This window comes from Streptomyces sp. NPDC043854, from assembly GCF_056436005.1.
This window is the reverse complement of the sequence record NZ_JBWKDK010000005.1, coordinates 239,801-251,210: the sequence shown is the minus strand read 5'-3', so window position 1 is coordinate 251,210 and position 11,410 is coordinate 239,801. Positions and strand designations below refer to the sequence as shown.

Below are 11,410 nucleotides of genomic sequence, written 5' to 3'. Positions count from 1 at the left end.
CACGTAGACGGCCCGGTCAGGTGATGTTCAGCAGATTCAGTGGCCGGTTGGAGGGGTCGTAGGAGACGTGGCGGAGCCCGGGGGCGATGTTGCGGTGTCCGTGCTGCCGGAGCGCATTGATCGCCGGGTTGCGCAGTGTCGCCATGTTCTCGGGCCCATGGCTGGTGCGGATCTTCGAGGCGTCCTCGCCGGCTTCCCCGAGGCCTGCGCCGCACACGAGGAGGGCTGGACCCACTACACGGAGTTGCCGTGCGCCGTGTGGCGGTCGGCGAAGGCGATGTCTGCCCCTTGCCGCCCAGAACTCGTCGCGGAGATCAGCGCCGACACTGCCGTCGAGCGCGGTGGCGTCTACCGGCACCCTGTACGGTTCCGCCGTCTGCGTCTTGATGTGACAGCCGACGATGCGCCCCTGTTCGGGATGAACTGCTCACCACCGAGCCGGGTCAGCCCAGGTGGACGACGCGGGCCCAGGGAGGTGGGGCGGGGACGTAGTCCGGGTCTTCCTCGTCCACGGCGCGGGCGGGGCGGGGGAAGAGGCCGACGACCGTGCGGCAGGACGGCTGGGCGGAGGGCCAGGGCGTCTGCCCGTCCGTCAGGGCGACGATCACGTCCGGGCGGGGGCGGGAGCGCAGAGCCCTGGCAAAACCCGACCTGAGGTCCGTACCTCCGCCGCCGATCAGTTCCAGGTTCTCGGCGCGGCACAGCGGTACGGCGACCCCGGCCGCCGCGTCGCAGGAGATCACCGAGACCAGGTCGCGGCGGCCGCCCCCCGCCCGTGAGATCGCCGCGACCTCCAGCAGTGCGGTGCCGAGCTCGGCGTCGCTGACCGACCCGGAGGTGTCGATCACGACGCAGACCCGGGGCGGCATCCGGCGCAGGCTGGGCAGCACGACGCCGGGAACCCCGGCGGAGCGCCGGGACGGGCGCCGGTAGCTGTGGTCCTCGCCCGCCCCCGGCCCACCCGCGGCCGCCCGGACCGCCGCGCCGAGCAGCTGCCGCCACGGCTGCGGGGGATGGAAGGCCTCCTCGGCCCACCGCCGCCAGCCCTCCGGGGCGTCCCCGGGCCGGCCGGTGATCGCCTCGGCCACCCGGAAGCGGACCGCGTCCCGCTGCTGCCGGCTCAGTCCGTGCGCGCCCTCCGGCCCCCGTTCCCAAGGCCGCGCCCGGCCGTCCGCACCGCTGCCGCAGTCCAGCCAGGCCAGCTGCGGGGTACGGGCGGCCATCGAGAACCGGCTCAAGTACTCCTCCATCAACAGCCCGTCGGGCAGGCCCAGCATGGCCGGCCGCACGGCGCCGGCGGGCATGGGCAGGCCGTCGCCGTAGATGTCGTCGTTGATCTCGAAGTCGGCAGCGACGTTCTGCCGCAGCCGCTGCCCCGGACCGCTTTCCCCGAGCTCCCGCGCGTACCGCTCGCTGCGCCCGTGGTGGTCCCTCAGCAGGTGGGAGACCTCGTGCACCCACACGCCCGCCAGCTCCTCCAGCGGGGTGCGCGCCACGAAGGACGGGGAGACGTAGCAGCGCCAGTGTGCGTCCACCGCCATGGTGGGCACCGACGGGTCCTCCACCACGTGCAGCGCGAACAGCGCTCCGGCGAGGTACGGGCGGACGGCCGCCGCGTGCAGCCGGGCGGCCAGCAGCTTCTCCGTGTCCAGCGGAACCGCGGGGCCGGGCGGCGGGCCGGGGACTGCGGCCCGTATGGGGAGCGGGGGCGGGGGCGGCGCCATGGGGCGTGGGCGCGGGTGCGGGTGCGGGTGTGCAGTGGTGGTCATCGGCGTCCACCCGCCGTGCTGCCGGTGCCCGCGGCGGCAGCCGTCGCGGTGCGGGCCACCGAGTCCTCCGCCCGCCGGGCGAGGCCGACCACCGCGGCAAGCCGCTCCACCGCCTCCGGCACCTCCCAGCCGTCACGCCGAAGGGCGGCGAGCGCCTTCGCCGGGCCGACCAGCAGATCCGGTGCGCCGGTCTCCAGCGCCCTGACGAGGACCGCCCACCCCGCCTCCCAGCGCTCACGTTCCGGGCGCGCCCCGACGGCGGCGACCACGGCTTCGAGGGCGGCCTGGCGCAGGTCGCCGCGCTCCGGCAGTTCGGCGGCGGCCGGGTCGGCCAGCAGGGAGTCCGGGTCGGGCAGCTCCATCCGGTCTATGTGGGCGAGGAGTTCGAGGCCGGGGCCGTCGCCGACCGCACCCCTGACCAGCAGTGCCAGCACGTCGCGGGAGACATCGGCGGCCGTGCCGAAGGCGAGCAGCGTCATCGCGGCCTCCCAGCTGCGGGGCGAGGGCCATGCGCCGCCGCGCCGCGTCTCGGTGGTCGGCAGCCGGTGGATCAGTGTGGGCCGGGCGCTCAGGAAGCCGCAGACCGCGCGGCGGGCGAACGCCACAGCCTCGGGCAGCCCCACCGAATTCAACCGGGGCAGCTCCGCCCGCGGCCAGACCCCGCCGAGGCCCCTCACCACCACCTCCCGGTCGTGCACCCAGTAGAGATGCACGAAGCGGTTGGCCAGGGGCGGGCTCAGCTCCCAGCCGTCCGCGGCCGAGGCGCGCGGATTGGCGGCGGCCACGATCCGGACGCCCGGCGGCAGTTGCAGCACGCCGACCTTCCGCTCCAGTACGACGCGCAGCAGCGCGGCCTGGACGGCGGGGGTGGCAGTGGACAGCTCGTCGAGGAAGAGCAGCCCCCGGCCGGCGCGAACCAGCTCCACGGCCCACTGAGGCGGCGCCATGGGCACCCCGTTCTCGGCCGGGTCCTCGCCCAGGACGGGCAGGCCGGAGAAGTCGGTTGGCTCGTGGACGCTGGCGATCACGGTCGTCAGGGGCAGGTCCAGGGAGGCGGCGAGCTGGGTCAGCGCGGCCGTCTTTCCGATGCCGGGCTCGCCCCAGAGCAGGACGGGCAGGTCCGCGGCCACGGCCACGGCCAGCGCCTCCAACTGCTCGTCGGGGCGCGGTTCGGTGGTGGTGGTCCGAAGGAGGGCCAGGAGGTCTTCGGCGAGGGAGAGCTGGGGGCGATCGGCGGCCGGGGGCGGGGTGGCCCCGGGGAGGGTGGGCATGAGGGTACTGGAGGCCATGGGTATCACCTGGTGGGTTCGGGGACGGGGGCTCCGTCCGGGTGTCGGCGGCGACGAGGCCGCGTACGGCGGGTGCTGCTGCGGCGCGCGGTGCCGGATGTACGTGGAAGGGGGCGAGCCGGGGCGCCCGACGGGCGGGGACGCGGTGGTGTGACCGACCGGCGGCTCGGCGGAGTGCTGTGCGGGCTGTTAGCTGTGGAAGCCGGTCCGGGGGCGGGTACGGGTGTCCCGCTTACGGCGGAGCTCCCAGGGGGATCGGCGGTCGAGCCGCGGCCGGTAGGGAGTACCGCCCGCCCCGAGCGCGGCGGGATGCACCGGTACCAGCCCCGCGCGGAAGAGCCCGTGGTCGAGGCGGCCGGCCACCGCCGCCTCCAAGGCCTCCCGCAGGGGACCTTCACGCAGGACCGCGTCGGGGCCGAGCAGCCCTTCGACCACGGTCAGGGCGCCGGTCACGTCGCCGTGGCCCAGCCGTTCGCGGACCGCGGGCAGTGCCTCGGGGCTGCGGTGGACCGTGTCGATCGCCCGGAGGCAGGGCAGGCCAGGGCCGCCGAGCGCCATGAACAGTTCCTCACGGGCCAGTTGGGCCGGCTCGTGGTCGACGGCCGTCAGAGCGCCGTCCCGCAGCGCGATCCGGTGGACCTCCCCGAGGCATTCGACCCGGTGCGGGTCCGTGCCCGTGGGGGCGCCCGGCCGCGGGTCCGGCACCAGGCCCCGTACTGAAGGCCGCACGGAACCCTGTGCCGAAGCCTGTGCGGGGCCGGCTGCCGCGCCCGGCTCCGCGGCCTCGGACCCGCCCGGAACGCCCGCGAAATCCGGTGGGCCGGGAAGGCCCGGGGCCCCCAGCACCGCCGCGACCAGCGGGTGCAGCCGCTCGGTCCGGAGCAGGCCGGCCCGCAGCAGCTCGAAGTCCGGCAGAGGCCTCGCCGCGGCCTCCGGCAGCACCGGGAGCGCCGCGGTCTCCTGCGCCGGCAGCAGCGCCCGTACCGGCCGCAGGACCGGGGCGTGGCTGTCGTCGGGGGCGACGAGCTCGAAGACGGCGTGACTGCGCGCGCCGAGCCGTACGGTGAGCGGCCCGCGAGGGCCGCGGCGTTCGGCCCGCAGCAGAAGCTCGGCCTCGGCGGCCCAGTGGTCCGGCGGCCGCGACGGCTCATGGTCCCCCGGATCGCGGCGTTCCGGCCCGTACGGTACCTCCTCGGCCCAGTACCTCCCTGCCAGTTCGGCGCTGCGCGTGCCGTCCCAGAGTGGCGGTGCAGATCGAGCCGGAAGCGCCGGTCGGGGTGGGGGTGGGGATGGTGTGCGGGTGCGCCGTCCCCGGACCCTCCCCAGAGCGCCAGGGACATCCGCTGGCCCGCGTCCGCCCAGGCGGGCGGGGTCCGCACCACGAGCTGGGGTGCGGCGTGGCCGTGGGCCGCGTAGCGTGCCAGGGAAAGGGTGAGGCCGGGCCGCAGACGCCCGTCGGGGGCGATCCGGGGCATGTGCCAGCGCAGCAGATCGGGCGCCAGACGGCGCAGATCGGCCCGTAGGCGGGTGGCGAGGTCGGTGCCGTGGCGATCGCGTATGGCGCGCAGATCGAGATCGACGTCGATCCGGGCGGCGGCGCACGCCCCCGCCCAGTCACCGGCGGCTCGGCGCACGGTCGCGTTCTCGATCATGGACGGTGGCACGGCGTACTCGCGTACGCGCTGCCACATGAGCAGGCGGGCGGGAATCGGTTCCGCGAAGTGAGATGCCATCAGCACTCACTTTGCGCGGACGATTCCCCCAATCCGGAAGAGGAGTAGGTCTTCATCGGCGGCATCATAAGCAGGTCCCGGATGATCTGTCAGCCGAGATTCCGAGGCCCTCACCCGTGTGCGTGACCGCCCGCCTGTCGGGCCAGGCCGCTCGGGCGGTGCTCCAAGACCTGAGGGCTGTCCCGGGGAGGGCGGCGGGCCGGCGGTCCGTCGAAGCCTGCCCGGCAGCTGCTGAAGTTCTCCACGCCTCGCGACCCGGCGCAGCTGGCCGCGTTCATCAGCCTGCGGGTCCTCAACCCCGAGCACGCGCACTGGCGGCGCGGCGTGGAGGCTGCCGTCATCTACGCCCGCGAGCACGGCGATCTCAAGGTCCCCTTCACCTACCGCGTGCCCGGCGGCGACGACCAGGAGGCCGGCGCCGAGGGGTGGCCGGCCTCGCTGGCCGCGTTCCCGCTGGGGCAGCGGATCGCCGACGCGAGGCGGTTCTACGCCCGCGGGACATGGACGCCGACCGTGTCGAGCAGTTCGGGAAGCTGGGCATGGTCTGGTCGTACTACGACGTCGCGTGGGAGGAGGGCCTGGCCGCCGCCCGCGGGTGGGTGGAGGACAACGGACACCTCCTAGCCGGGCATAGGCTGCATCTGGATTCCGTGCCGCTTTCCAATCTCGATGAGGCGATCAACATCCGGGGGCGCCTCCGACTGGGGTGGCAGTTCACGTCGTTGGGCCGGTTCGCCTGCCTCGGCAAAGAATTTCTCGATACCGCCCGGCGTGTAGGTGATCAGGAGCCGTACCGTGCTGGTGGGCTCGAACCGTTCCAATGTGCCCTCAGGGATGTGAATGAAGGACCCAGGGCCGGCTTCGACTGTTTCGTCACCGATGTGGTAGCGGAGTGTCCCCTCGATGACGTAGACGCTCTCGGTTCCGGGGTGGGTGTGGGGCGGTGGGCCCATCCCTTCCGGAATGGTCATCTCCATGACGGTCATCGCACCGTCGGTCTCGTCGCTCGATGCCTTGACCTCGTAGAGGCCGTTCAGCATCCAGAATGCCTTCCCGTCGCTGCTGTGGCGCACATGGGCGTTCTTCGCCATGGGCCCGCTCCCTTCTGTGGCTGACCTTCTCAGCTGTTCCCACCAGCGGGGAGACGGAAGGCCACCATCTGGGTGTGTCTCACGGAGACAGGGCCTGGAGCGAAGGCTCCGGGGACGGTCGGGCAGGCGCCCCGGGAACCGCCTGTTCCCGGGAACCGTACGCCGCTGACCCAAGAGCGTGGCCCGCACACTGTCGGGCGCCAGGTCGTCGGGGCCGCCCGGTGACAACTACCACATCCCGGCACAGGCCCCCAAGGGGGTGGGCAAGCCCTCCCGCGGTGGGCCTGGGCAAGCCACCGGTCGGGGAGCTTGCCCAGGGTCGCCTTCGGCTTGCCCGGTCAAGTCCGCCAGCGGAACAGGCCGTGGCGGGGCTTGCCCGGCTCCTGGTCGTGGTCGCCCTCCGGCTCGAGCGCTCTGCGAGGGTGTGGGCAACGAGGGCGTTGGCGTGGCCGTGGCCCAGGCCGTGTTCGGTCTTGAGCCAGTTGACGAGCTCCATGTGCCTGGTGAGCGGGGAGGAACGGATGAGGCGCCCGTCCCGTCGGCCGCTACCTGTACGAGCCGGATGACGCCGTCATCTGCGCCGGCATCGTTGCTCGTCTGGGGCGCGGGAATGCCGGCGAAGCGGGTGGGCATGCCGGCCGTTTCCGATGCCGGGGCCGTGATCGGTGCGGCAATGTGACGTCTCCTCGTGGGTTGGGAAGCCTGTGGGCGGCGGGTGGCGGTACGCGTCAGGAAGGCCGCGCGATCGTGGGTGGGGAGGAAGCTGGCTCCAGGCGAACGCAGCAGTGACCGGGCCTGGGCGCCAGGCAGGCCTGGAGGCCGCCTTCGTCGAGCCCTTCAAGCACGCCGCGGAGCAGGTGGAGGTTCATGCCGCACACCGTCTGGGTGTGCTCGCGGGCGAGCGCATGGAAGGGGCAGTTGCCCAGGGCGATGGCGTCACCGTCATAACGGGGCTCGAATCCGTACCGCTCCAGCAGGTGGAACACACCTGCCTGGTCGAGTCCGGCGAGGTGTGTGCCCAGCTCGTGGGCCTTTCGGTGCAGGACGGTTCGCACCGGTTCACCGGTGGCTTCCGATTCCTCCAGGGCCTGGGCGAGGAGCCGTCCGGCCAGCTCGTAGTGCCGCTCGGGCAGACTGACGGTGACCTGCTTGGTGGAGCGCTTGTAGAGCTTGGCGGGGCGGCCCGCTCCCGGACCGGTGCGTCCGCTGCGGCGCTCGTAGACGACGTCGAGCAGTGATTCGTCGGCCAGGCGGTCCAGGTGGAAGGCCGCGGTCTGCCGGGCAAGGCCCAGGGCCTCGGCGGCTTCGTCGCGGCTGACCGGTCCCGGCTGGCGCACGACGTGGTCGTAGAGCCTCCTGCGGGTCGGCTCGTCCAGAGCGGCGACGGCAGAGACGTCGGGGCGGGGTGCTTCCTTCGAGTGGTCCACGAACACCATTGTAAAACCCACAGCCATTGACTAAAGAGAAATTGCGCGCTTCTATTGTTAGTGAGAGTTACCTATAGAAGGGAAGGGCGTCATGTCGTCCTCACCCACAACCACCACGTCCGCCACGGCACAGCGGACCGCGCTCACCGACCCCGCCTACCAGGCGTTCGTCATCCTGCGCACCGGGTTCACCGTGGCGCCGATCCTGTTCGGGCTCGACAAGTTCACCAACCTGCTCGTGGACTGGCCCACCTACCTCGCGCCGTGGATCAACGACGTCGTTCCGGGCAGCGCCCAGGCGGCCATGTACGCCGTGGGAGTCATCGAGATCGTCGCGGGCCTCGTCGTCGCCCTCGCCCCGCGCTTCGGGGGCTGGTTGGTGGCCGGATGGCTCGCCGGCATCATCGTCAACCTGCTGACCATCCCGGGGCACTACGACATCGCGCTGCGCGACTTCGGACTCCTGCTCGGGGCGGTCGCCCTCGCCCGGCTCGCCCAGCGCTACCACGTCAAGCGACAGCCGCACTGACAGCGCAGAGGGCCCAGACGGCTACGAGGCGGGTGAGCACCAGGGGCGCCAGGGGGCTCGCCCGCCTCACACGTTCCCGGTGGCCCCGCCCACGGCACGTGGGCAGTGCAAAAAACGGCGCGCGGGCGGCGCAGCGGGGCGGATGGGAAGGTGGTGTCATGGGAACCACCAGCGGTTCTCCGGCAATGGGCACTGATCCGGGCCCCTCGGCCGGGGGCTTGCGGATCGGTGGCTACGCTCCGCTGCGGGAGTACGCAGTGATCGGTGACGGCCGCACTGCCGCTCTGGTCGCCCGGGACGGGTCGGTGGACTGGCTGGGCCTGCCCGACCTGGACTCGCCCACGGTGTTCGGCGCCGTGCTGGACGCCGCCCGCGGTGGCCGGTTCACGCTCGCACCGTCAGTGCCCTACTGGGCGGAACGCCGCTACCTGCCCGGCACCAATGTCCTTGAGACGACCTTCAGCACTGCCCAAGGCGCGGTGCGGGTCACCGACGCGCTCACCCTGCACGAGGCCGCGACGCTCACGCCGATGCGGGAGCTACTGCGACGCGTGGACGGACTGTCGGGGTCTGTGCCCTTGCACTGGAGCGTGCAGCCCCGCTTCGGCTACGGCGCCCGCCGCACCCGGCTCGCCCGGCGGGCCGGTGTCCCGGTGGCGACAGCCGGAAGGGATGCGCTCGCGGTCTGCGCCTGGGACGCCGGCGAACCCGGATACGACAGGGATGCCGTCAGCGGCCACTTCGAACTCGCCGAAGGCCGACGTGCGCTGGTAGCGATGCCGTTCGCCCACCAGGAGCCTCTCGTCCTGCCCACCCGCGCCGAGTGCGAGGCACGTCTGGACGGCACGTGTGCGGCCTGGCGGGGCTGGGCGCACGACCGCCTGTGCACCGGGCGGTGGCAACAGACGGTGATGCGCAGCCTTCTGGCGCTGAAGCTGCTGGTCTATGCCCCCTCCGGTGCGGTCGCGGCAGCGGTGACGACCTCGCTGCCGGAGAATATCGGCGGCGAGCGTAACTGGGACTACCGCTTCTCCTGGGTGCGTGACTCCGCCTTCACCCTGGCCGCGTTCCTGCGACTGGGCTGCCCGGCGGAGGCGCACGCCTACTTCTGGTGGCTGATGCACGCCTCGCAGCTCACCCATCCGGACCTGAACGTGCTGTACCGGCTGGACGGCGGCCACCGCACCCCCGAGAGGACACTGCCCTGGGAGGGGTACCGCCGCTCCGCTCCGGTCCGTGTCGGCAACGCCGCGGTGGGCCAGGTCCAGCTGGACACCTACGGCGAGCTGCTGCAGACGGCCTGGCAGTATGCGCGGGCCACCGGACGCCTCGATGCCGACGTCGCACGACGCCTGGCGGAGCTGGCTGACCTCATCTGCACGACCTGGCAGGAGCCCGACGCGGGTATCTGGGAGGTCCGCAGCCCGCCCCGGCACTTCACCCAGTCGAAGATGATGTGCTGGGTGGGCCTCGACCGCGCCGCTGACCTCGCCGAACGCGGCATGATCCCCGCCCGGCACCTGCCCCGCTGGCAGACCACACGCGACCAGATCCGCGCCTTCGTCGAATCCCGCTGCTTCTCCCGCCGCCGCAACAGCTACGTACGCTCCGCCGGCAGCGAGGAACTGGACGCCGCCGTCCTGCTGGGCCACCTTTACGGATACGGCGGCGACGATCACCACATGCGGGCCACGATCAACACCCTGGGCGGCCAGCTGCGGCACGGGCCCTACGTCGACCGGTATTCGGGTGAAGACGGCCTGCGCGGCAGCGAAGGAGCCTTCCTCGCCTGTTCCTTCTGGCTCGCCGAATCCCTCGCCCGTACCGGCCGCCTACCGCAGGCGATCGAGCTGATGGACGAGCTGGTCGGCCTGGCCAACGACGTCGGCCTCTACAGCGAGGAGATCGACCCCGCCACCGGCGACTTCCTGGGAAACCTGCCCCAGGGCCTCAGTCACCTTGCACTGATCAGCGCCGCCTGCGCCATCACCGCCGCGAGCAAGGACACAGCGAGGTGAACGCGTGGGGAACCGCCGCGGGCGCCTTCGTCGGCACACTCGCACTGACGACCGCGCTGCGCGCCGCCAGCGAGCTGCGCCTGACCCGCATGGACCTGCCCTTCCTCCTCGGCACGGCGGTGACCGCGAACCGCACCCGCGCGAAGGCCATCGGCTACCTGATGCACTTCCTCAACGGGCAGATCTTCGCGTTCGTCTACTTCGCCGTCTTCGTCGCCATCGGCCAGGCGGGCTGGTGGTTGGGCGCCCTGTTCGGACTCGCGCACGGCCTGTTCGCCGGCACCGCACTGGTCAACATCCTGCTGCCGCTCGTCCACCCGCGCATGGGCAGCCCCCTGACCAGCGCCCCGCAGGTGGCTCTGCTGGAACCCCCCGGCTTTCTGATGCGCAACTACGGGCCCGGCACCCCCGTGGTCACCGTCCTCGCCCACATCGGCTACGGAGCGATCGTCGGCGGCTTCACGAATCTCACAGCCTGATGCGGCGGACCACGAATGCAGGTCGCGGCCAGCCCCTGATCCACTGTTGCTGACCCCGCAGCCACAGGACCGCACCAGGAAGCTCCGATGAGCGCCGCGCCCACCCTCCCCGACCGGCCACCGGGCTGACCCGCCGGATCGCGCCGACTGGTCGCGGCCACCCTCGCCCGCTGGGCACCCTGGCCGCAGTGCTCGGCGCCGCCGAGGAGCACGGTTCTCCTTCGTGGCGGGCTCGGTGACCGCCCAGGGGCGCGCCGCGAAGGCAGTCGGTCGCGGCCTGCTCCCTGGGGGCGGTGGGCATCTCGGGACTCCAGGGGTCGGTCGGGTGTCTCTACTCAGGTTGAATCCCTGCGGTATGACATCGGGGTGCGATACCCGCAGGGGGGCGGGTTCACTGCCCAGGAGCAGCAGCGTCGGGAGGGGTGCGGCTGGAGGCCGCCGAGCGGTTCGAACGGGGTGACGGCAACGGGGTGATCGCGGCTGACCTTCGGGGCACCGTGCGGTCGGTGGAGCGGTGGCGTCATGCCTGGCGGCAAGGCGGTTCGGCCGGCTTGGAGTCGAAGGGGCCGCAGTCGCTGCCCCGGATCAGCGAGCGACAGTTCGCCCAGCCGCTCCCCCGGCGGCCCGATTAGCCAACCCCCGACGTCCCAGCGCCACCCTGACAAGCCGAAGTCGGTAGAGGCCAGACGTCAGGCCATCAGGACAGCTCACCAAGCTCGTAGTCGGATCAGATCCGGTGCGTACCGTCAGGGTCGACGGCCATTCCGCCAGCGCCGGAGATCGCAGCCAGCTCCCAGCACCACTGGAGGGCACGACGGTGAAGAATTCTGCAGTGCGGTCACTGCCGGAGGTCGTGGCCGACTGCGCGAAGTTGCAGGCATCGTCGCAACCACGTAGCGAGCCTTCGAACGACTCCATCGCCACATACGTGCCGACTCCGGTCTCCTGGTCGAACGCGGCGGTGAACAGGGTTGCTGAGCGGCCGGCGACTCGCCTTCGAAGTGCTTCTCCATCCCGGCGACCTCCACCGGAGTTCCGGTAGGCACGGCCGGGTGCGGGCCCAGTTCCGTCGGTG

General features: G+C 72.3%; 11 protein-coding genes and 3 pseudogenes. 6 read left to right on the top strand and 8 right to left on the bottom strand.

Annotated features, from left to right (window positions below):
* Positions 1-16 precede the first annotated feature (16 nt).
* From AC068A_RS07595 to AC068A_RS07580, 4 genes and pseudogenes are all read right to left on the bottom strand, one after another.
* Positions 17-235 carry a hypothetical protein gene (locus AC068A_RS07595; protein ID WP_478582055.1) on the bottom strand — a complete coding sequence of 73 codons (219 nt, stop codon included), beginning with the start codon at positions 233-235 and terminating at the stop codon, positions 17-19.
* A gap of 208 nt (positions 236-443) precedes the next feature.
* The gene (locus AC068A_RS07590) at positions 444-1,769 is read right to left on the bottom strand and encodes a vWA domain-containing protein (protein WP_478582052.1); all 1,326 of its coding nucleotides are present in this window, start codon (positions 1,767-1,769) and stop codon (positions 444-446) included.
* The gene (locus tag AC068A_RS07585) at positions 1,766-3,058 is read right to left on the bottom strand and encodes an AAA family ATPase (protein WP_478582050.1); all 1,293 of its coding nucleotides are present in this window, start codon (positions 3,056-3,058) and stop codon (positions 1,766-1,768) included. The genes AC068A_RS07590 and AC068A_RS07585 overlap by 4 nt, the downstream gene beginning before the upstream one ends.
* Before the next feature lie 189 nt (positions 3,059-3,247).
* Positions 3,248-4,710: pseudogene (locus AC068A_RS07580) on the bottom strand (hypothetical protein).
* On the opposite strand from AC068A_RS07580, the gene AC068A_RS07575 reads away from it, so the two are divergent.
* Together AC068A_RS07575 and AC068A_RS07570 are read left to right on the top strand one after the other, a co-directional pair.
* The gene (locus tag AC068A_RS07575) at positions 4,603-4,839 is read left to right on the top strand and encodes a hypothetical protein (RefSeq protein WP_478582159.1); all 237 of its coding nucleotides are present in this window, start codon (positions 4,603-4,605) and stop codon (positions 4,837-4,839) included. The pseudogene AC068A_RS07580 and the gene AC068A_RS07575 sit on opposite strands and share 108 nt — an antisense overlap.
* A 276-nt stretch (positions 4,840-5,115) precedes the next feature.
* Positions 5,116-5,415 (top strand): hypothetical protein, encoded by a 300-nt coding sequence (locus AC068A_RS07570; RefSeq protein ID WP_478582048.1) that lies wholly within the window; start codon positions 5,116-5,118, stop codon positions 5,413-5,415.
* On the opposite strand, the gene AC068A_RS07565 is transcribed toward AC068A_RS07570, so the two are convergent.
* From AC068A_RS07565 to AC068A_RS07555, 3 genes and pseudogenes are all read right to left on the bottom strand, one after another.
* Entirely contained in the window at positions 5,412-5,882 is a 471-nt protein-coding gene (locus AC068A_RS07565; protein ID WP_478582046.1) for a cupin domain-containing protein, read from the bottom strand. The two genes, AC068A_RS07570 and AC068A_RS07565, sit on opposite strands and share 4 nt — an antisense overlap.
* Before the next feature lie 400 nt (positions 5,883-6,282).
* Positions 6,283-6,408 (bottom strand): annotated as a pseudogene (locus tag AC068A_RS07560) (DUF4287 domain-containing protein); the annotation flags it as partial.
* Between the two features lie 202 nt (positions 6,409-6,610).
* On the bottom strand, positions 6,611-7,315 hold the full coding sequence (locus AC068A_RS07555) for a helix-turn-helix transcriptional regulator (protein ID WP_478582141.1): 705 nt from the start codon (positions 7,313-7,315) through the stop codon (positions 6,611-6,613).
* Between the two features lie 85 nt (positions 7,316-7,400).
* Between AC068A_RS07555 and AC068A_RS07550 the strand changes: the two genes are divergently transcribed.
* From AC068A_RS07550 to AC068A_RS07535, 4 genes and pseudogenes are all read left to right on the top strand, one after another.
* Positions 7,401-7,838, top strand: a complete 438-nt coding sequence (locus AC068A_RS07550) for a hypothetical protein (RefSeq protein ID WP_478582043.1) — start codon at positions 7,401-7,403, stop codon at positions 7,836-7,838.
* A 158-nt stretch (positions 7,839-7,996) separates the two neighbouring features.
* Positions 7,997-9,856 carry a glycoside hydrolase family 15 protein gene (locus tag AC068A_RS07545; protein WP_478582040.1) on the top strand — a complete coding sequence of 620 codons (1,860 nt, stop codon included), beginning with the start codon at positions 7,997-7,999 and terminating at the stop codon, positions 9,854-9,856.
* A complete protein-coding gene (locus AC068A_RS07540; RefSeq protein ID WP_478582037.1) occupies positions 9,853-10,335 on the top strand; it encodes a hypothetical protein in 483 nt (160 codons plus the stop codon). The genes AC068A_RS07545 and AC068A_RS07540 overlap by 4 nt, the downstream gene beginning before the upstream one ends.
* 366 nt (positions 10,336-10,701) lie before the next feature.
* Positions 10,702-10,943 (top strand): annotated as a pseudogene (locus AC068A_RS07535) (helix-turn-helix domain-containing protein); the annotation flags it as partial.
* Here the strand turns inward: AC068A_RS07535 and AC068A_RS07530 are convergent.
* Complete coding sequence (locus tag AC068A_RS07530) at positions 10,921-11,304, bottom strand: DUF3224 domain-containing protein (protein ID WP_478582138.1); 384 nt, start codon at positions 11,302-11,304, stop codon at positions 10,921-10,923. The pseudogene AC068A_RS07535 and the gene AC068A_RS07530 overlap by 23 nt on opposite strands.
* Positions 11,305-11,410 lie beyond the last annotated feature (106 nt).

Coding starts and splice junctions, on each gene's coding strand:
- AC068A_RS07545 (WP_478582040.1), top strand. CDS start 7,997: ATGGGAACCACCAGCGGTTCTCCGGCAATGGGCACTGATCCGGGCCCC.
- AC068A_RS07565 (WP_478582046.1), bottom strand. CDS start 5,882: ATGGCGAAGAACGCCCATGTGCGCCACAGCAGCGACGGGAAGGCATTC.
- AC068A_RS07550 (WP_478582043.1), top strand. CDS start 7,401: ATGTCGTCCTCACCCACAACCACCACGTCCGCCACGGCACAGCGGACC.
- AC068A_RS07590 (WP_478582052.1), bottom strand. CDS start 1,769: ATGACCACCACTGCACACCCGCACCCGCACCCGCGCCCACGCCCCATG.
- AC068A_RS07585 (WP_478582050.1), bottom strand. CDS start 3,058: ATGGCCTCCAGTACCCTCATGCCCACCCTCCCCGGGGCCACCCCGCCC.